This window comes from Saccharothrix deserti (genome assembly GCF_009769385.1).
GTDB lineage: Bacteria > Actinomycetota > Actinomycetes > Mycobacteriales > Pseudonocardiaceae > Actinosynnema > Actinosynnema deserti.
Window position 1 is genome coordinate 1 of the sequence record NZ_VKAB01000044.1, and the last position, 19,607, is coordinate 19,607.

22 protein-coding genes and 1 pseudogene are annotated in these 19,607 nt (G+C 69.8%); 17 read left to right on the plus strand and 6 right to left on the minus strand.

Going from position 1 to position 19,607, the window contains the following annotated elements; translation table 11 throughout:
* From FM051_RS41800 to FM051_RS41815, 4 genes are all read left to right on the plus strand, one after another.
* The coding region (locus tag FM051_RS41800) for a non-reducing end alpha-L-arabinofuranosidase family hydrolase (RefSeq protein ID WP_274383869.1) at positions 1-464 on the plus strand (464 nt) is incomplete at its 5' end.
* Between the two features lie 115 nt (positions 465-579).
* Positions 580-1,608, plus strand: a complete 1,029-nt coding sequence (locus FM051_RS41805; protein WP_158852653.1) for a pectate lyase family protein — start codon at positions 580-582, stop codon at positions 1,606-1,608.
* 139 nt (positions 1,609-1,747) lie between these two features.
* Positions 1,748-2,062: an amidase domain-containing protein gene (locus FM051_RS41810; protein ID WP_158852654.1), complete on the plus strand. Its 315-nt coding sequence runs from the start codon at positions 1,748-1,750 to the stop codon at positions 2,060-2,062.
* A gap of 37 nt (positions 2,063-2,099) precedes the next feature.
* Positions 2,100-2,480 carry a hypothetical protein gene (locus FM051_RS41815; protein WP_158852655.1) on the plus strand — a complete coding sequence of 127 codons (381 nt, stop codon included), beginning with the start codon at positions 2,100-2,102 and terminating at the stop codon, positions 2,478-2,480.
* A gap of 69 nt (positions 2,481-2,549) precedes the next feature.
* Here the strand turns inward: FM051_RS41815 and FM051_RS41820 are convergent, their stop codons facing one another.
* From FM051_RS41820 to FM051_RS41830, 3 genes are all read right to left on the minus strand, one after another.
* Positions 2,550-2,735, minus strand: coding sequence for a hypothetical protein (locus FM051_RS41820; protein WP_158852656.1), 186 nt, complete (start codon positions 2,733-2,735; stop codon positions 2,550-2,552).
* A 316-nt stretch (positions 2,736-3,051) separates the two neighbouring features.
* Positions 3,052-3,960 carry a hypothetical protein gene (locus FM051_RS41825; protein WP_158852657.1) on the minus strand — a complete coding sequence of 303 codons (909 nt, stop codon included), beginning with the start codon at positions 3,958-3,960 and terminating at the stop codon, positions 3,052-3,054.
* Positions 3,957-4,469, minus strand: coding sequence for a hypothetical protein (locus FM051_RS41830; RefSeq protein WP_158852658.1), 513 nt, complete (start codon positions 4,467-4,469; stop codon positions 3,957-3,959). Before FM051_RS41830 ends, FM051_RS41825 begins: the two co-directional genes overlap by 4 nt.
* Positions 4,470-4,841: 372 nt before the next feature.
* On the opposite strand from FM051_RS41830, the gene FM051_RS41835 reads away from it, so the two are divergent.
* From FM051_RS41835 to FM051_RS41855, 6 genes and pseudogenes are all read left to right on the plus strand, one after another.
* Positions 4,842-5,411, plus strand: coding sequence for a TetR/AcrR family transcriptional regulator (locus FM051_RS41835; RefSeq protein ID WP_158852659.1), 570 nt, complete (start codon positions 4,842-4,844; stop codon positions 5,409-5,411).
* Between the two features lie 244 nt (positions 5,412-5,655).
* On the plus strand, positions 5,656-6,471 hold the full coding sequence (locus FM051_RS41840; protein ID WP_202919310.1) for an oxidoreductase: 816 nt from the start codon (positions 5,656-5,658) through the stop codon (positions 6,469-6,471).
* Positions 6,472-6,581: 110 nt separating this feature from the next.
* Positions 6,582-6,692 (plus strand): annotated as a pseudogene (locus FM051_RS53415) (hypothetical protein); the annotation flags it as partial.
* A complete protein-coding gene (locus FM051_RS41845; RefSeq protein WP_274383870.1) occupies positions 6,659-7,894 on the plus strand; it encodes a CocE/NonD family hydrolase in 1,236 nt (411 codons plus the stop codon). The pseudogene FM051_RS53415 and the gene FM051_RS41845, both read left to right, overlap by 34 nt.
* 59 nt (positions 7,895-7,953) lie before the next feature.
* Positions 7,954-8,880 (plus strand): NAD(P)H-binding protein, encoded by a 927-nt coding sequence (locus tag FM051_RS41850; RefSeq protein ID WP_202919311.1) that lies wholly within the window; start codon positions 7,954-7,956, stop codon positions 8,878-8,880.
* Between the two features lie 106 nt (positions 8,881-8,986).
* Positions 8,987-9,721, plus strand: coding sequence for an NADPH-dependent F420 reductase (locus FM051_RS41855; RefSeq protein WP_158852661.1), 735 nt, complete (start codon positions 8,987-8,989; stop codon positions 9,719-9,721).
* Positions 9,722-10,091: 370 nt separating this feature from the next.
* Here FM051_RS41855 and FM051_RS41860 read toward each other — a convergent pair whose 3' ends face one another.
* Both FM051_RS41860 and FM051_RS51000 read right to left on the minus strand, forming a co-directional pair.
* A complete protein-coding gene (locus tag FM051_RS41860) occupies positions 10,092-10,751 on the minus strand; it encodes a helix-turn-helix transcriptional regulator (protein WP_158852662.1) in 660 nt (219 codons plus the stop codon).
* Between the two features lie 80 nt (positions 10,752-10,831).
* Entirely contained in the window at positions 10,832-12,724 is a 1,893-nt protein-coding gene (locus FM051_RS51000) for a glycogen debranching N-terminal domain-containing protein (RefSeq protein ID WP_202919312.1), read from the minus strand.
* On the opposite strand from FM051_RS51000, the gene FM051_RS51005 reads away from it, so the two are divergent.
* From FM051_RS51005 to FM051_RS41895, 7 genes are all read left to right on the plus strand, one after another.
* A complete protein-coding gene (locus tag FM051_RS51005; RefSeq protein ID WP_202919313.1) occupies positions 12,698-13,201 on the plus strand; it encodes a substrate-binding domain-containing protein in 504 nt (167 codons plus the stop codon). The two genes, FM051_RS51000 and FM051_RS51005, sit on opposite strands and share 27 nt — an antisense overlap.
* 143 nt (positions 13,202-13,344) lie before the next feature.
* Positions 13,345-14,571 carry a sugar ABC transporter substrate-binding protein gene (locus tag FM051_RS41870; RefSeq protein WP_158852663.1) on the plus strand — a complete coding sequence of 409 codons (1,227 nt, stop codon included), beginning with the start codon at positions 13,345-13,347 and terminating at the stop codon, positions 14,569-14,571.
* Between the two features lie 277 nt (positions 14,572-14,848).
* The gene (locus FM051_RS41875) at positions 14,849-15,883 is read left to right on the plus strand and encodes a carbohydrate ABC transporter permease (protein WP_238413027.1); all 1,035 of its coding nucleotides are present in this window, start codon (positions 14,849-14,851) and stop codon (positions 15,881-15,883) included.
* A complete protein-coding gene (locus tag FM051_RS41880; protein WP_158852665.1) occupies positions 15,880-16,755 on the plus strand; it encodes a carbohydrate ABC transporter permease in 876 nt (291 codons plus the stop codon). The genes FM051_RS41875 and FM051_RS41880 overlap by 4 nt, the downstream gene beginning before the upstream one ends.
* Before the next feature lie 288 nt (positions 16,756-17,043).
* A complete protein-coding gene (locus tag FM051_RS41885) occupies positions 17,044-17,880 on the plus strand; it encodes a zinc-binding alcohol dehydrogenase family protein (RefSeq protein WP_158852666.1) in 837 nt (278 codons plus the stop codon).
* A 35-nt stretch (positions 17,881-17,915) separates the two neighbouring features.
* On the plus strand, positions 17,916-18,113 hold the full coding sequence (locus tag FM051_RS51010; RefSeq protein WP_238413028.1) for an AMP-binding enzyme: 198 nt from the start codon (positions 17,916-17,918) through the stop codon (positions 18,111-18,113).
* Positions 18,114-18,230: 117 nt separating this feature from the next.
* A complete protein-coding gene (locus FM051_RS41895; protein ID WP_158852710.1) occupies positions 18,231-18,671 on the plus strand; it encodes a discoidin domain-containing protein in 441 nt (146 codons plus the stop codon).
* Between the two features lie 229 nt (positions 18,672-18,900).
* On the opposite strand, the gene FM051_RS41900 is transcribed toward FM051_RS41895, so the two are convergent.
* Complete coding sequence (locus FM051_RS41900; RefSeq protein WP_158852667.1) at positions 18,901-19,563, minus strand: TetR/AcrR family transcriptional regulator; 663 nt, start codon at positions 19,561-19,563, stop codon at positions 18,901-18,903.
* Between the last annotated feature and the right edge of the window lie 44 nt (positions 19,564-19,607).

The window sequence follows — 19,607 nt, forward strand, 5'->3', positions numbered from 1 at the left end:
ACAACGGCCACCTGTACCGCTCGGAGACCACGGTCGCCAACTTCCCGAACGGGATGACCAACACCGTGATCGCCTTGCAGGACACGAAGTTCAAGCTGTTCGAGGCACCCAACGTCTACCGGGTCAACAACAGCTACCTACTGGTCAACGAGGCGATCGGCTCGGACGGCAAGCGCTACTTCCGGTCCTGGACCTCGCCCACGATCACGGGGTCGTGGACCGCGCTCGCCGACACCGAGGCCAACCCCTTCGCCCGGTCGAACAACGTCGCCTTCGACGGCACCGCGTGGACCAGGGACATCAGCCACGGCGAGATGATCCGCAACGGCATCGACCAGACGATGACCATCAGCCCCTGCAACCTTCGCTACGTGTACCAGGGCAAGGACTCCAACGCGAACGACTCCTACAACTTCCTGCCGTGGCGCCTGGGTCTGCTGACGCAGACGAACTCCACCTGCTGACCCGCCGCCGCGATCACCGATGGGATCGACGTGAGGTCCGGTCGCGTGAAGTCGCCGACGAGCACGCCGAGTCCCGGCGTGCGGCTGGAACACGAGCTTTCAGGGAGGTCACACCATGCGACACACCAGGACGACCCGGCAACAGCGTGCAGCGCTGGTCGGCGTGGCGGTGGTCGGGACCATCGCGGCCCTCGTCCCGACGACGGCAGGCGCGGCGACCGAGTACTCGACGGGCGCTGTCGGCGTGCCGGACGGTTTCGCCGCCGTGGCGGCTTGGGGTCAGAACGGCACCACCGGCGGCGCCGGCGGCCCGACCGTGACCGTGGACACGGCCGACGAGTTCCTCAACGCGATCTCCCGAGAAGGACCGCTGATCATCAAGGTGGACGGGATGATCGCGCTGCCCGGCCCGATGCACAACGTCACCTCGGACAAGACCATCGTCGGGTTCGGCGCGGACTCCGGCCTCACCGGCGGCGGCCTGAACATCGGCCTGCCCGCGAACAACGCCATCACCGAGCCGCCGGCCGACGCGGTCCACAACGTCATCGTCCAGAACCTGACCTTCGACGACTGGGCCGACGACGCGATCAACGTCCAGATGTTCTCCCACCACGTCTGGATCGACCACAACACGTTCGTCCGCGGCTTCGACGGCGCGGCCGACGTCAAGCGCGGCTCGTCGTACGTCACCGTCTCGTGGAACCACAGCACCCACGGCAAGAACATGCTCGTGGGCCACAGCCCGGACAACGGCGCGCAGGACATCGGCCGGCTGAAGGTCACCTATCACCACAACTTCTTCGACCGCACCGTCGAGCGCAACCCCTGGGTGCGCTTCGGCAACCCGGCACACGTCTACAACAACTACTACGTCAACAGCAGCAAATACGGCATCCGGTCCAGCTCGGACGCGGGCGTCCTCACCGAGGGCAACTACTTCCAGGGCGTCGCCGAACCCTTCCAGCTCGACGTGGTGGGCACCCAGCCCGGCAACCTGGTGTCCCGGAAGAACTGCTTCGTCGACTCCGGCACACCGAAGACCCGCGGCACCGTCGCGACGATCCCCTACAGGTACCACCTCCAACCGTGCAAGGACGTGCCGGCGACGGTGATGGCGGGCGCCGGCGCGGGCAGGCTGTAGCGGCTGACACCTCAGCCGCAGCGCCGATCTCCCTCGATCTCCCGGGCCTCGGCCGGGGCAAGTAACGCAGAACGCGAGGCCGTATGCGACGCTCGCGCGGTAGAGCCGTGCCTGCGTCGACCTGGCCGCCGGTGACTTCGTGCGCTTCCCCGGCGACATCCCGCACCGCCACGTCTGCCTCGGCGACCGCGTGGTGGCGCACATGGTCACCACGGTCCCGCAGGTCCGCCAGTTCGGCCCGACCGTCACCAGGCGCGGGCAGGCTGTTCCCGGCGACATCCTCTACTTCGACTACGCCGGCAACAGCTCGATGGAGCACGCCGCAGTCGTCAACCGCGTGAGTGGAGGTCAAATCTATTACGCGCAGCACACGGAGAACCGCTACGACGTCCCCCTCCACTCCGTGTGGCCTAACCGGGGCATAAAGGTCTACCTCGCCCACGTCATCGGATGAGCTGGCCAGCCCAACGCCGACGAGAGGATTCGAACCCATGTCGACGGACGAACCCACCCGGCGCCGGTTGCTCACCACGGCCACGGCCGGTCTGGCGGCGGGTGTCGCCGCCACCATCGCCGCTCCCGGAACGGCGAACGCCGCACCGGGCGGCACCATGCTGATCGGCCGCCACAACGACGCGGGCAAGGACGGCGGCACGACGTTCCTGGTCACCGATTCGGACCAGACCCACGGCTTGCACGTGCACCAGAACGGCGAGGGGTACGGAATCTGGGGCGTCTCGGTCGGCGGCCCCGGAATGGTCGGGCGGACCGAGAACCCCGACCTGACCGTCCGCGGGATTGCGGGCTCGCCGCAGCCAGGGCGCGCAGGACAGCTTTCACTCGTGGAGAAATCGTCCCATTCATTCACTTAATCGTAAAAAAATGAGACGATTCGACAACGATACAATTCCCCGCAGACCGCAGAGGAGTACCCGCAAGACCTACGCACCGATCCCGACCTTGCCGAACGCCGTCGCGATCGCGGCCAGCTTCGCGTCCCGGGTCTCCGGTGGCTCGTGGCGGAACAGTGTCCTGGCAGCAAGTCCGACAAAGCGGCGGCTGTCGCGGAAGCTGTTCGTCGCGATGGAGTGGGGGCACCCAACCGCCACCAACACCAGCCAAGCCACCCACATGCTTGGCCCACGCCTCACCTGATGACGGAAGCATGGTTACTGCCGGCTACAGGCCTCAGGGATAGTGGCGCTGTTATGGATCCCGATGTCTTCGACGTCGCCCAGGTGCATGGAGATCCGCTCGTAGAGCCACTCGAGGCTCACGGCGCCGGCCGGTTCCGCACTGTTCTTCCTGACCAACAAGCCGCTCGACGGCACCCCATCCGAGTGACCTGGTCACACCGATCAACCTGGTCTGCAAGGGGTACGTGGCCTGTTGGAGGACGAGCCGCCGGTCCGGCAAGGCCCTCGTGTCCCAAGGGTCTTCGTTTTAGGGACGGCGTGAGTTGTGCCCCTCGGCATGTGACGGTGCCAGGTCGACGCGGATGCTGCCGGGATCGTCCTGGAGCACGATCACCGTGGAGCCGTTGTCGTGCTTCCAGCCGACGGGGAGCAGGAACCACCGGTCGTTCGCGTAGAGCAGCGGCCGCAACCCGTTGTACCGGAAGCGGTAGGCGCCGTCCTCGCCCTCGAGGCGGGCGACTCCCACGCCGGGACCGGGTAGGTGCAGGTCCTCCTGGCTGTAGACCACCGCCTGCGGTTGCAGCGGCAGGGCCAACTCGGTCAGCCGGGCATTCGAAGTGCCGCGCGCTTCGGCCAGGTTCGTGACCGCCCAGAAGACCGCGATCAACACCAACGCCACGAGCACCCCCCGCCGCATGCCCACGCCCGCACGGGCCGGCGCCGTGACGCCTGCGGGGAAACAGGTCTCGTGGTGGTCGACCGTCCACAGCGTGTATTCCACCAGCAGCGCCGAAGCAGCCAACGAGATCGGGGACACGAGTCCGCGTGGCTCGCCGTACAAGCCGGCCAGACCGACCGCACCGAGGACGACGCCGACACCGCCCAGACCCGCGACGACCTGGCGGACCCAGGCGGCCCCGGCATGGTCCAACACCAGACCGAGCACCCGGTGGATGACGAGGACCAGTGCGGCGACGGTCAGCAGCGTCGCCGCCGGACGGAAGAACGTGTCCGCGGTACGCATCAGGTAACTGGTGGGGGCGAAGTCGAGAGCGCTCAGGCTGACCCCGAAGTACGAATAGAAGGCCTTCGCGCTGATGTAGCCGAAGTAGTACAAAACGCCGGTCACCAGGCCCGCCGGCCCGGCCAGTGCGAGCAGGTCCAACGTCACGCGCCAGAACGGGCTCTCCGCCCTCGCGCCCTTGGTGGCGTTCATGTCCGTGACGGTGTGGTGGTCGGCGGTCCCATGAGCGGAGCGATGATGTCGGCACCCACCACGACGCCCCGGCAGACCGTGACCGTGCCGTCGCTGCATGCGGGGCTACCGGGCCGGCTGTCGACCACCTTGAGCACAGCGGCGGTGGGATCGCCGGACACGTAGCCGAAGAAGATGCAGACTGCGGGTCCCTCGGGGCACGGCGCTGTCCGCCCGGCACGCTTCGCCTCGACGAGCGGACCGAGGCAGACTTCCTTGGAGCCCGGCACACCGGCACCCTCCCGGCAGCGGGACTCGATCCCTTTGACCTGCTCTTCGGCGAGCTCGATGGCGGCCGTGTCCGTCACGCGGTCCGACGGCCGTCCCGGAACCATCAGGGTCACCGACGGCACGTCCTGTCCGGTCGTGACCCTCGTCGGTGTGTCGGGGTCCTGGCACGCCGCGGTCGCTGCCAAGACGAGGACGAGTGCGGTGAAGATTGTGATCATCCGAGTGCTGAGGTCGGTCATGGCGCACCTCCTGCCACTACTGGAGAGGAGGCTGGACCGAACGGGCGAATACCTCCTGGCCCCACGACGTCGGCGAAGTGCTGTGCGATGTCGCTGGGCCTCGTCGCAAAGGCCGGGCCTGGCCCGGTACGACCGGTGACGGGGCTCGGTCACGTGCAGGTGTCGAGGTGGAGTCGGCGGATCTCAGGATTCCGGGGAAGCTGGCTGCACATCCGTCGGTGCAGGCCGTGCTCGCCCGGCGTGCGGCGGGTGACGTCGCGAGCCCGCCGGCGGTGATCGACGCGGCGTGGCTGCGCGAACTGTGCCGGACCTCGCCCGACACCCTGAAACCGATCGGTTTTCATTTCGTCGGAACCGGGTTAACCTCGCGGTATGACCACCGAAGTGAGGCCGAGTTCACGGGAGCGGCTGCTGGATGCGGCAGCCAGGCTGACCTACCGGGACGGCATCGGCATCGGCGTCGAGGCGCTGTGCAAGGCGGCGGGGGTGTCGAAGCGCTCCCTGTACCAGCTGTTCGAGAGCAAGGACGAGCTGCTGGCGGCGAGCCTGGAGGAGCGCTCCTCCGCCTACGTGGCCGGGCTCCTGCCCGCGGCGGACGACGGCCGTTCACCCCGCGAGCGGATCATGCACGTCTTCGGGCAGGTGGAGTCGCAGTCGGTCGCGCCCGAGTTCCGGGGCTGTCGGTACCTGGCCGTGCAGATCGAGCTCAAGGATCAGGACCACCCCGCGAGCCGGGTGGCCCGCCAGGTCAAGGCGAACCTGACGGCCTTCTTCCGGTCCGAGGCCGAACGGGGGGGCGCGGGCGATCCCGACCTGCTGGCCCGGCAGCTCAGCCTGGTCTTCGACGGCGCCAGCGCCCGCGCGGGGATCCATGCCGACACCCTGGCCGGGCTCGTCGCGCCCACCGTGGCCATCCTGCTCGACACGGCAGGCGTGCGCTGACACATCGCCTTTCGGGCAGGCTCGGTGACCGCTGCGCGGCCGCCTGCGCGAGTGGTGCCGCGGCGCTGCGTGCCGCGAAGACGAGGACGCGATTCCTCCCAGGACTGAAGCCCTGGGGGGAATCTGCCGAACGCAACCCGTGACGTGGCCCGGATTCGTGGTGTTGCTCGCACTTGCGTGCGGAAACCGATCGGTTTACAGTGGTGGAAACCGATCGGTTTCTCACTGGGTACAGGAGTTCATGATGACCACGAATCGTCCGGTGGCACTCGTGACGGGTGCGTCCTCCGGCATCGGGAAGGCAACCGCGCTCGCGCTGGTCGCAGCGGGTTTCGACGTGGTCGGCACGAGCCGCGACACCTCGCGCGTCACCCCGCTCGACGGTGTGGCGTTCCTCGACCTCGACGTGGCCGGTGACGCCTCGGTCACCGCCGCGGTCCAGCAGGTGGTCGACCGGTTCGGGCGGATCGACGTCCTGGTCAACAACGCCGGCGTCGGCTCGATGGGCGCGGCCGAGGAAACCTCCATCGCGCAGGCCCAGGACGTCTTCAACATCAACGTCTTCGGTGTGATGCGCATGGTGAAGGAGGTCCTGCCGCACATGCGCGCTCAAGGACGCGGACGCATCATCAACCTCTCCTCCGTGGTCGGCTTCCTCCCCTCGCCTTACATGGCCGCCTACGCCGCCTCCAAGCACGCGATCGAGGGGTACTCCGAGTCCCTGGACCACGAGGTCCGCGAGTACGGCGTCCGGGCACTTCTCGTCGAACCCGCCTACACCAGCACCGGATTCGAGGCCAACAGCCCGCGGCCCGACACGCCCCTGGAGGTCTACGCGGACCAGCGGCGCGCCTTCGACCGCATGATGGAGACAGCGATCAAGGACGGCGACGACCCCGCCATCGTCGCCAAGGTGATCGTCGAGGCAGCGACCGCCCCGAAGCCGAAGCTGCGCTACACCGCCGGCCCCATGGCCGGACGCGCGAGCATGCTGCGCCGCCTCGCTCCTGCCGGGGTCTTCGACAAGCAGATCCGCAAGCTCAACAAGCTGGCCGGCTGACGCCCGCCGCACCCGAGCACACCCCCGAGAAGAAGACGCACAGGGAGCGGTACGGGGCGGAGATCGAGTTCGACGTTCCGGCGGAGATGCGTGACGGCAACACCCAGTGGATGGCGGCGCTGTCGAAGCCACCGGAGCTGAAGGCGATCGCGCCGTTGATCACGTGGTCCGATCCGGACGACGGGCTGTGGACGCGCGGCGGTGCGATCGAGCTCGGCATGACCGCGCCCTGGTCCCTCCTCCAGGGTGCCGACACCCTGATGCGCCGTCACCGCACCGACCTCGCCGGACTCGTGAGCAGCGTCACCGGGCTCGTGCGGGATCTGGACGGCCTGGCGAGCGGCGGTTACGGGGAGCTGCCCGCCGGGCGGTTCCCGCGTTCGCCCGGCACGATCTCCCCGAGCTGGGCTACGAGCGTTCCCGGCGGGAGCCCGACTGGGCGCAGTCCTGCCGCGTGGCGGGCCGGCACGACGAGGTCGACCTGCCCACCTTCCAACTCGGCGGCTGGTACGACATCTTCTCCCAGGGCACGCTCGACAACTTCACCGCCATGCGCCGAGCCGGCCGGTCCGCCACGTTGATCATGGGCCCGTGGACCCACACCAACTGGCGGCACGTGGTCGGTGACGTCAACTTCGGGTTCGGCGCGAACTCCGACTTCATGGGCATGCGGGGACGCGTGCACGACATGCAGCTCGACTGGTTCCAGCGCACGCTCGGCGACGGTGCGGCGCCGGAGCCGGACGAGGGCAAGGTGCTGCTGTTCGTCATGGGGATCAACCAGTGGCGCGAGGAAACGGAATGGCCCCTGTCGCGGGCGGTGGACACGGACTTCCACCTGCGCGCTGACGGACGCCTGACGCGGGAGCCGCCGTCCACCGCCGAGCAGGCCGAGGAGTTCACCTACGACCCGATGGATCCGGTGCCCACCACCGGCGGCGCGCTCTTCATGTCCGACGAGTTCCGTCCCGGGCCGCTCGACCAGACGGTCGTGGAGGCGCGCGAGGACGTCCTGGTCTTCACCACCGAACCGCTCCCCGAGGACGTCGAGGTGACCGGCCGCGTCCGGGCGGTGCTCTTCGCCGCCACGGACGGACCCTCGACCGACTGGGTGGCACGCCTGTGCGACGTCGACGAGAACGGTGTCTCCCGCAATGTGGCCGACGGCATCGTGCGGGTGCGCGCGGCGACACCGGGCGAGGCGGCCGAGCACGTCGTGGACCTGTGGTCGACCAGCATCGTCTTCCGGGCGGGTCACCGGATCCGGGTCCAGGTCACCTCCAGCAACGTCCCGCGCTGGGACCGCAACCTCAACACGGGCGAGCCCGAGGAGAGCGCGACCACGGCCCGAGTGGCCCGGCAGCAGGTCTTCCACGACCCCGCCCGGCCGTCCCACATCGTCCTGCCCGTGGTCCCGGCCTGACCGGGAACGGGGAGATCCGCACCCAGGCCGCAGCCCATTTCGTGGACAGGCCCGCACCGGTGACCTCGACGCGGCCGATGGTCGACATGCTGCTCGAACAAGGGCACCCTGTGCGCGCGTTCGTGCGACAGGACGACGAACGCGCCCACTCGCTCCGCCAGGCAGGGGCCGAGGTCTTCGTCGGTGACCTGCTCGACATCGCCGACGTGACCGCCGCGCTGAAGGGCTGCCGCCGCATCTACTTCAGCATGAGCCTGTCGCCGTACTACACCGACGCCGTCAGCCTGATGGCCGCGGCGGCACGGGCCCAGGGCGATATCGAGGTCTTCGTCAACATCTCCGAGTACGAACAGTCGTTCATGACGTTCGAGAAGATGACAGCGCCGGAGGAAGAACGGCGTTCACGGCTCGGCGGACTGGTCACGCAGTGGTCGCCGCAGCAACGGGCCCACTGGGTCGCCGAGCAGGTGCTGGACTGGTCCGGCCTCCCGACCGTCAACGTGCGGGCAGGCATGTTCGTCGAGAACCCCATCCTGACCTGGCTGGCGCTGGCCCCGCTGGGCAACGGTGAACTGCGCCTGCCCTTCGGCCACCACCGGCTCGCGCCCATCGCGGGTTACGATGTGGCGGAGCTGTGCGTGAAGATCCTGCTCGACCCGACGCCGCACATCTCGAAGTCCTACGAGCTCACCGGTCCGGAACTGAAGGACATGCACGGGTTCGCGGAGGACTACGCGGCCGTGCTGGGACGCCCGGTCGTCTACGTTCCCGAAGACGTCGAAACCTGGAACGAGACCTATGTGGACACCGCCTTGGCCGCGTACCCGCACATCGCGGAACACCTGAAGACGCTGACCCGGCTGATGGGCGGCGGAGGGTACGGCAGCATCACCGACCAGCTGGGAACCCTGCTCGGCCGCCCGCCGAAGACCGTGCGGTGGGCGCTGGAGAACCATCCGGGCATCCGGAAGCCGGCGTCCGCCTGAGGACGCCGGCGCGGCGCAGGCCGGGTTCGAGCGTGGCGCGGCCCGGCCCACCGCGCGGCCGTCACATCCAGCCGCCCTCAGGGTGGCAACCTCGGAAGGACAAATCATGGAGATCGCCGTTATCGGTGCGGGGGCGATCGGGGGGAACCTGGCCCGCAAGCTCAGCGCGGCCGGTCACGACGTTGAGGTGGCGGCCGCCCGGGGCCCCGAGACCATTCCGGCCGACGTGTTGGCGTCCGGAGTCCGCGCGGCGACCCCTGCCGCCGCGGTCCGGGACAAGGACGTGGTCATCCTGTCCATCCCGTTCGGGCGGGTCCCGGAACTGGCCGACCTGCTCGCCTCCGTACCCGGCGAGACGGTGGTCGTCGACACCTCCAACTACTACCCCCACCTCAACGGGTACATCGACGCGGTGGACAACGGACAGGTGGAAAGCCTGTGGATCGCCGAGCAGCTGGGACGACCCGTGGTCAAGGCGTGGAACGCCGCCCTGGCCGGCACCCAGCAGACCAAGGGCGTTGTTCCGGGAACCCCTGGCCGCATCGCCATCCCGGTTGCCGCCGACTCCGATGAGGCACGGCGTGTGGCCATGCGCCTCGTGGACGAGACCGGCTTCGACCCCTTCCACGCCGGCGTACTCGCCGACTCCTGGCGGCAGCAGCCGGGCACGCCCGCCTACTGCACCGAGCTGAGCCTCGAGGACCTGGGACCGGCCCTGGCCGCGGCCGACCGGGCCGAGGCCCCGCGCACGCGTGACCGCCTGATGGAGCACTTCGCCGTCCTCACGTCCACGCCCACCCTGGAGGAGGTCGTCGAGACCAACCGCTCCGCCCACCGCTGACGCCCCCGCTGCAGCCGTGCTCGTGCACGGAGCGGCACCTGCGTGGGGCCGTGGTGTCGGCGGCACGGCGCTGTGAGTGAGGACATCTGAGGTCTGACAACGCGGCGGGCGCACCCGCCAGCCACGAACCGCCGGAGTCGCTGTCAGCCGTCGGTCGTTCCGATCCATGATCCGGGAAATGTGCCGACAGCGGACTGGGGAAAGTCCCAGACCTTTGTGGTGATCGCCTGGGTATGTTCGGGGATGTGTCGAGTCGGCACGTCGGAGCGACCTCCTGGTACCTCCTCGCGGCGACCCGGTCGAACCCCTTCACGTGAGCGTCTTCGCGGCCGGCACCGACGGCGATCCCATCACCGCAGGTCCACTTCAGTCACCGGTTCTGGCCTTGAGCGACGAGGCTCACGGCCTGGGCCCGGTTGCGCACGCCGAGCCGCCGGTACACGTTCGTCAGTCGCCGCTCGATCGTCGGCACGCTCAGGTGCATGATCCTGGCGATCTGCGCGTTGGTGTTCCCGTCCGCGGCGTGCCGGATGATGTCGATGTCCTCCGGGCTGAGTCCGGCGGCCAGGAGTATCGCGTTCCCGTCCGCGACGCCCGGCTCGTCGTCCGGACCGGCCGCCGGTTCCAGGGCGTCGGTCCGGTCGACCGGGCCGATGACCGGATCGGCGATGTCCGCGCGGATCCCGTCCAGCAGCTTCCCGGCCTGCTCGACGAGCGATGTCATGCCGATCTCGCGCGCGGCCTGCCGCGCCTCGGCCGCCGCGGCGGCCGGGTCCTGTCCGCGCAACAGGCGTCCGCGCTGGATCAGGCAGCGCACCACCCAACTCCGGCTGCGCAGGTCGCGGCTGACCCGCTCGGCCCGGGAGTTGGCGTCGAGCGCCTCCTCGGCGCGCCCGAGCAGGCACAGCGGATCGGCGAGGAACCAGCCGACCGGCCCGACCGGCAGAGCCGTGCTCAGCACGACGAACTGGTCGATTGGAGCGTCGCCGGCCGAGCGGGGCCTCGTGGCTCCGGTGGCCGGCAGCGGCATCGGGACGGCGGTGAGGCGGACCTGACGATCCCGAGGCCGCGACGGCTGTGGACGACCTGCGGCTCGAATCGGGGTGGTATTCAGGCCGCCTGCGACGCCGCGTATCCCTCGACGGTCAGTCCGACGGGGGCTGACACCGACTCGATTCGGCCGCCGGAGTCGATGGTGACGTCCAGTCGTTCTCCCGCGATGGTGAGTCCCGCGACGGCGAGCGCGCCCACGGGAGATGGGCCTCCCGGTCGGAGGAGGAGTCGGCCGGCGGGTACGTCGGGTTCCAGTCCGATCAACGCCGTGGTGAGGGCGATGGCGGAGGCCGCCGCCCAGGCCTGTGGTCGGCAGGCGGCCGGGTACGGAACCGGTGCGCGGGTGTCGGTGCGTGCGTCGCCGCCCCACAACTCCGGCAATCGGTAGTCGAAGGCCGGTGCCGCGGCGAGGATGCCTTCGACGAGTCGGGCGGCTGCTTCGGGATGGCCGGTGCGGGCGAGGCCGGTGACCGCGATCGCGGTGTCGTGTGGCCAGACGGCGCCGCAGTGGTAGCGCAGCGGGCCGAAGCCACCGGACCGGGACGACATGGTGCGCAGGCCGAAGGCGTCGGACATGTCGGGTGCGGCGAGTCGTGCGGCGACGGCGGCGGTCTCGGCGGTGTCGAGGATGCCGGTGGCCAGGAGGTGGCCCATGTTGCTGGCGACGGCGTCCACTGGTCGGCCCGACCGGTCGAGTGCTATGGCGGGGTAGGGGCCTTGCTGGTCGGTGACCCAGAATCGGGCGCGGAACCGGTCGGCGAGGCCGTCGGCGAAGGTTCGCCATCGTTCGCCGCCGGGCAGCCCGAACGCGTCGAGGAGTGCGGCTCCGGAGAGGGCCGCCTCGTAGGCGTAGCCCTGGACCTCGGCGAGCGCCAGGGGCGCGTCGGCGAGTCGGCCGTCGGTGAACCGGACGGCGTCCCCGGCGTCCTTCCAGGCCTGGTTCGCCAGGCCGGTGCCGTTGTGGTCGACGTAGGAGAGGAACCCGTGGCCGGCCTTCGCTGCGGTGCCGATCCAGTCGAGCGCGGCCACGAGGGCGGGCAGCAGCGGCTCGACGTCGCGGGCGGGCAGGCCCCAGCGCCACGCGTCGTGGAGCAGGCAGACCCACAGGGCTGTGGCGTCGACGGTGCCGTAGTAGATCGGGGGCAGGCGGAGGCCCTGGCCGTCGTCGAAGACCCCGCGCCGCAGTTCGTGGAGGATCTTGCCGGGCTCTTCCTCCGTCACCGGATCGGTGCCTGTGCCCTGCCGGGCGGACAGGGTGCGCAGGGTGCCCAGTGCGAGGTCGGTGCCCAGCGGCAGGAGCATCCGCGCGGCCCACAGGCTGTCGCGGCCGAACAGGGTGAAGAACCAGGGGATGCCCGCGGCGAGGAAGGTGTCGCCGGGTGATGCGGCAGTGGTCATCCGCAATGATTCGAGGTCGTCCAGGCTCTGCGCGACGAGTGCGGGCAGGCGGCGGTCGTCGGCGGTGACCTCGGGGCGCTGCCAGGTGGGCCGGGGGCCGGCGGCCGTGACGACAGCGCCGTGGTCGGAGACCTGGACGGTCAGGTCCAGGTCGACGCTCGTGCCGGGCTCGACGGTGAGAGTCCAGGTCAGCGCGGAACGCCCGGCGTCGGGCGTCGCACCAGGGGCGCCGGCGATGACGGCGACCGTCCCGTCGCCCCAGCGCAGCACACCGACGCCGGACGACAGTTCGGCCGTCGGCTCCGCGTGCGGGAGAGGAGCCCGGCCCGCCTTCGTGTGCTCCAGGTTCACGAGGTCCCCGGCGACCTCGACCCGGACGTCGAGGTGCACCGGCGTCGTGGCGGTGGAGCGGACGGTCAGCCGCTCGGCGAGCACGCCGGGGGTGATGGTGCGCCGCCGGTCGACCCGGACGGTCGGGTCGGGGATGGCGTCTCCGAGCCCCCGGGCGAGGCCGACGAAACGGCTGTGGCCGGGTCCGTCCGTCGCGGTCATGACCGCATCGACCGGCAGCCAGCCCTCCTCGGCTGGCCGGAAGGATTCGAGGTCGGCGACGACCGGCGCGGCGGCTGGGCCGACATCCTCCTCGCGTCCGGACTCGACGTCCCCGCCGGCTACGACGTGGGCGTCCCCGACGGGCTCGGCACCGGCCGCGAGGCCGCGGCGGCGTTACTCGACCTGCCGAGTCCGCCGACCGCGATCGTCTGCGCGAGCGACTCGCTGGCGCTCGGGGCCTGGACCGAGATCACCGCACGCGGGCTGCGCCCCGGCGTCGATGTCGCGGTCGTCGGCTTCGACGACTCCCCGACCGCGGCGGTCGTCGGCCTGAGCAGCGTGGCGCAGCCGTTCGACGAGGCCGCCGCCGCCTGCCTGCGGATGCTCCAAGAAGTGCTGACGGCCCCCGTTCCGCCGGCCGGCCCGCCCGCCCCTGTCCTGCTGTCGCCCCGGCTCGTCGTCCGGGCGAGCGGCTGAGGCGTCCCACCACACCCTCTCCCCGAACGGCTACGTAAGTCCGTTCACCCACACCCCGCCGTCCCGCTCGCACCCTCATGCGGCGACGGCGCGGTTCCCCATACCCCCGACTCGTCATGTCGGCCTGCCCAAGGAGATTTGCCATGACCAATCCACGTGTGCGCTGGGCCGTCGGCGCCGTCGCGCTGCTGTCGTTGAGCCTGTCGGCCTGCGGCAGCGGGTTCGACGACACCGACGACGCCGGCGGGCAGGCGCCCGCCGGCCCCGCGTCGGTCAACGTCCTCATCTCATCCAGCGGCGACGCCGAGACGAAGGCCGTCACGGACGTCGCCCAGGCCTGGGCGACGGGATCCGGCAACACGGCGAACGTCACCCAGGCACAGGACATGGTCCAACAACTGGGACAGGGCTTCGCCTCGAACAACCCGCCGGACGTCTTCTACCTCGACGCCACGCGCTTCGCGACGTACGCGAGCGCGGGCAGCCTCGAACCGTACGGCGACACCTTCCCGGAGAAGGACGACTTCTACGCCAGTGCCCGCCAGGTGTTCACCTACGACGGCAAGCTCTACTGCATCCCCAAGGACTTCTCCACCCTCGCCCTCCAGATCAACACCAAGGCGTGGTCCGCGGCCGGCCTGACCGACGCCGACTACCCCACCACCTGGGAACAACTCCAGGCCGTGGCCACGAAGCTGACCACACCCGAACAGGCCGGCCTCGCAGTCGGCGACACACGTGACCGGATCGGCGCCTTCATGGTCCAGGCCGGCGGCTGGGTGACCGACAAGGACGCCACCAAGGTCACCACGGACTCCCCGCAGAACCTCAAGGCCCTCGAATTCGTCCGGTCGCTGCTCGCCTCCGGCGCGGCGAAGTACCGCTGGTCGGGCGAGGCCTTCGGCAAGCAGAAGGCCGCCATGACGATCGAGGGCAACTGGATCGCCGGCGCCATGAAGAGCGACTACCCGGACATCGCGTACACGACCGTTCCGCTGCCGGCCGGCCCGCAGGGCAAGGGCACGCTCGCCTTCACCCAGTGCTGGGGCATCGCGGCGAAGAGCGCGCACAAGGCCGCGGCCCTCGACTTCGTCAAGGCCATGACCGCGAAGGACTCCCAGCTGACCTTCGCCAAGGCGTTCGGCGTGATGCCGTCCCGGCAGTCCGCCCAGGCCGACTACGTCGCCGCGTTCCCGCAGGACAAGGCATTCATCGAGGGCGCCACCTACGCCCAGGCCCCCGTAAACGTCGCGAAGATCGAGCCGGTGCTGGAGGACTTCGACACCGGCCTCCAGGGCCTGCCCAACACCGACCCGGCGCAGATCCTCAAGCGACTCCAGACGAACGCGGAGGCCGTCGTAGGCAAGTGATCCGCAGGCCAGTAGATCCGGGCACCAACGGAACGAGAGCGAACGCACGATGAGTCAACCGAACCCCGGGCCCGCACAGGGCCCGGGCACCGGTCCGGCACCGGCCCGCCCGACAGACACCGCCGAGACCCCCACACCGTCACCCGCGCCACACGGACCGCGCGAGGACACCGGTTCGGACACTGCCAAGCCCGGACGGCGGACCCGAGCCCCTCGCGGCGGCATCAGGGGCCGGGAAGGCCTCGCCGGCGGGCTCTTCGTCGCACCCGTCATCGTCGTGCTCGGGCTCTTCCTGGTCCTGCCGATCCTCATGGCGCTGTGGGTGAGCCTGTCCGACTGGCAGGGCCAGGGCAGCCCGCTCGCACCGGGAGTGGACTTCGTCGGCGCACAGAACTACGCGCCGCTCGTCGCCGAACCCGGCCTGGCGCGAAACGACTTCATGACCAGCATGCGCAACAACGCCTACTACGTGCTCTTCGTCGTCCCGTTGCAGACCCTGCTCGCACTGGGCCTGGCGCTGCTCGTCAACGGGAAACGCCTGAGGGGCAAAGGATTCTTCCGCACCGCGTACTACTTCCCGACGGTGACGAGCTCGGTCGCGATCTCGGTCGTCTTCCTGTTCATCTTCTCCTCCAGCGGTGTGGTCAACTCCCTGCTGGAGAAGATCGGCCTCGAAGGCCCCGCGTGGTTCGCCGATCCACGCGGTGTCATCCACCTCGTCCTCGGTGCGTTCGGCGTGGACATCACCGCGCCACCGCCCGCACTCGCCGACACGACCCTCGGCGGCCTGTCGCTGTGGGAGTGGATCGCCGGCCCCAGCGTGGCCATGTGCGCGATCATCGCACTGGTCGTGTGGACGACGGCCGGCATGTTCATGCTCATGTTCCTCGCCGCCCTGCAGGACATCCCCGTCGAGGTCGAGGAGGCGTCCGAGATCGACGGATCCGGGCGCCGGCAGCGGTTCCGCCACATCACGCTGCCGATGCTCAAGCCGACGACGTTCCTGGTCCTGACCCTCGGGCTCATCGGCACCTGGCAGGTCTTCGACCAGATCTACGTCATGAGCAAGGGCGCTCCGGGCAAGACGACGCTCACCCCCGCGTTCCTGTCCTACCAGTCCTCGTTCGTCAGCAACGAGTGGGGACAGGGCAGCGCCATCGCCTTCATCCTCTTCACGATCATCGTCGCGATGACGCTCGTCCAACGGTTCATCCTGCGCGACAAGGACGACGCCCACGTCAAGGCCGCCGCGCGGCGGGCGGCGAAGGCGGCACGAAACGGATCCGGCCCCACCGTGCGAGGCACACGATGAGCACACAACACCCGACCAGCCGCGAAGGCAAAGGTCTACGTCGCCCCAGCGGCCTCGCACGCGCACTCGGCTACACCGCACTGGTCGCCATCGCGCTGATCTACATCTACCCCTTCCTCGTCCAACTCGCGACGAGCTTCAAGACCGAATCGGACGCGACCAACAACCCGCTGTCGCTGTGGCCCGACCCCTTCACCACAGCGGCGTTCAGCAGGCTCGCCGAAGCGGACTACGCGCGCTGGTTCACGAACTCCGTCGTCGTGGCACTGCTCGTCACCGCCGGCCGCGTGTTCTTCGACTCCCTCGCCGGCTACGCACTGGCCCGGCTGCGCTTCCGCGGCAGGAAGGCGCTGTTCGCCGCCGTCATCGCGGTCATGGCCGTGCCCAGTGTCGTCCTGCTCATCCCGAAATTCCTCGTCCTCAACCAGTTCGGGATGTACGACTCCTACTCGGGGATGATCGTCCCGCTCCTCGCCGACGCCGCCGGCGTGTTCATCATGAAGCAGTTCTTCGAGTCGATCCCGGTCAGCGTCGAGGAAGCGGCACGGATCGACGGCGCGGGCACCTTCCGGACCTTCTGGTCCATCGTGCTGCCGATGGCCCGGCCCGCGCTCATCACCCTGACCATCCTGTCGTTCCAGGGATCGTGGAACGAACTGCCGCACTTCATCGTGTCCCGGCAGAGCCCGGAACTGAACACCCTGACCACCGGGGTCGCCTCACTCGTCTCCGGTCAGCTCGGCTCCGGCAACCAGTACCCGATCAAACTCGCCGCGACACTGATCATGACCATCCCCGTGGCACTGGTGTTCTTCGCCTTCCAACGACACTTCGTCCGCGGCGGCACATCAGGCGCGACCAAGGGGGAATAGGGCCGGTCACGGCCGGCATCCGGTACTCCGTGCAGTCGGACGTCTCCCAGGGCCGGATCCCGCAGGCGTGGCGGCGCGGGGCGTGAGGCCGAGTCACAGCGGGTACGTGTACCCCGATGCCCAGGTTATGGATACACTGTATCCGTAAAGCCTGTCCGCCATGCCGACCGATCCCCGGTTGCCGGTTCCCGGCGTCCGGGTCACAGGTCGGAGCAGTGCGGGAGCCCCGAACCCGAGGCCGGCCAAGGCCGACAGATCGTCGACCTGGTCGCGTCCGCGATCCACCCCGTGGTGCGCGCCAAGGCGTCCGGCAAGCACTACAGCAGCACCGGGCAGTTCCCCCTGGTGCCCGGCGTGGACGTGGTGGCCCGCACGGCCGACGGCAGGATGGTGTACACCGGCGAGGTCGAGCCGCCCTGGGGCACCTTCGCCGAACGGATGGCGGCCCCGGCCGCCCTGGCCCTCCCGCTGCCGGACGGCACCGACCCCGTCGCCGTGGCGGCGGGCATGAACCCGGGCATGTCGTCCTGGATGCCGCTGACCGCCCACGTGGAAGCGCACGGCGCGCCGGACACCGTGGTGATCCTCGGGGCGACCGGAGCGGCCGGCGGCCTCGCCGTGCAGAACGCCCGAGCGCTCGGCGTGCGACGAGTGGTCGGCGTGGGCCGCGGCGTGGACGATCTCAAGCGCGTGGCCGGGCTCGGCGACGAGATCGTCGAACTCGTCGGCGACGAGGACGCGGACGCGAAGGTCATCGGCGCGGCGCTGGGCGACCAGGCACCCGACCTCGTCCTGGACTTCCTGTGGGGCCACCCGGCCGAGGCCGTGTTCCAGGCACTGGCGGACGTCCCCGGCGCGGACGCCACCAGCTACGTGGAGATCGGCTCCGCGGCCGGTGAACAGGCCGCCGTGCCCGCCTCGCTGCTGCGCAGCCGTCCCTTCCACCTCAGCGGCAGCGGCATCGGCTCCTTCGACATGCGCCGCTACATCACCCAGGCCACCGTCTACATCCAACTCATCGCCGACGGCATGGTGCAGGTGGACACCCACGTCTACCCGCTCTCCCAGGCCGGCGAGGCCTGGACGGCTCCCGCGGGCCCCCGCCCCGTCCTGATCGCCGACTGACCGACCGCCCCGGCCGTACGCACGCGTGCCCGGCGGTGGTCAGGTCATCGCCGCCGGGCAACACGACGCGGAGCGATGGCGCACGTGCCGACGCCGAGGTGACCGAAGCCGAGCTGGTCGAGTGGTGCAAGCAGAACATGGCCGGCTTCAAGTACCCGCGCGTCATAGAGTTCCGCGACACCCTGCCGATGACCGCCACCGGCAAGATCCTCAAGCGCGAACTGCGCACGTAGCCGGTCCTGTCGAGCGGTTCGCGGCGGTCCAGTGTGGACCTTGCCTGGCAACGACCCATTGACATCGCCTCCCGTCCGAGCCGATGATTCGGCCGGACCGTCACCAGCAACAACAGCCTGGAGAACAGCGACTGGGGCCGCAACCGGCTCACCGACGGCGTCCTCACCAGCGCGACCGGAACCAAGGGCTACACCAGCAACTTCGCCACCTCCGCCGACGTGAGCGCGTCCCCCGTCTGGGTCGAGATCGACCTCGGCACCGACACCGACCTCGACGCCGTACGCCTGTTCCCCCGCACCGACACGTCCGCGGCCGGCGGTGGCACGGCCGGTTTCCCGGTCGACTTCACCCTCCAGACCCGAGCCGACGGGGCGACCACCTACACCACCGTCCGCACCGTCACCGGCCAACCCAACCCCAACGGGCTCCCACAGACCTACGGCTTCAAGACCACCACCGCCCGCTACCTGCGCCTCCAGGCCACCAGACTCGGCGCACCCGCCGCCGACGAGACCACCCGCTACCGCCTCCAACTCGCCGAAATCCGCATCGGATAGGACAAGCCGGCAACGCCGAGGGCCGGCAACGGCTCTCGGCCTCGCCGGCGAGGGCAGACATCCCGCCACGCCATTCGCGCGGGCCGAGCGCACGGATCCAGTCGCCCTGGTAGGCCACTGGCTTCTCCTGATCTGCGACTGGCGGTGTGCACACGCTCAGGAATGAACTGCGGCGGACTCGCGCCATGGGAAGGCGCCGCAGCGTCGTGGTCGTGTCACGGCCGAGAGCTCAGGCGGCGGAGTTCGGGCGGCCGAGGGCGTCGAGGTCTGGCAGCGGGCGTTGGCAGATCTCGTGAGCCTCGGCCGCGGGCAGACCGAGCATGCGGAGCAGGTCCTCGGTGACCTGATCGGCGGCTTCGGCGTCGTCGCGCTCGGGGTGGTCGTGCAGGAATTGGCCGAGGCAGAGTGCGGCGCCGGCGACGGTGACCAGGGCGAGTTCGGGGTCGCGGACGGTGAACCTGCCGGCGTGGACGGCGGCTTCGATGTCGCGGTGGGCGCGGGGGGCGAGGCCCTTGTCCGCCCCGGCGACGGCGAGCCCGCTGTTCAGGATGACCTTGCTGAACTCGGGGTTGCGGCGGTGCAGGCGTCCGGTCAGGCGGAAACTCTGCGCGAACACGTGTGCCGGGTCGTCCAGGCCCGTGGTCAGCTCGTCGAGCAGGGCGCCGTGGGCGTCGAGGGCGTCCGCGACCGCCGCCTCGTAGAGCCGCTCCTTGCTCTCGAAGTGGTTGTAGAACGAGCCCATCCCGACGTCGGCGGCCTGGGTGATCTCCAGGACCGGGACGTTCGTCTTCCCGGCCGCGATGAAGGCCTGGGCCGCTCGGACGAGCGCGGCACGGGTGCGCGCCTTGCGCCGGTCCAGCCGGTTCGGTTTGCCCCCGGACTGCTCCGTCATGCCTGCTCCCCTCAACCTGGTCGGCCCGTCCCACTGTAGTCGCA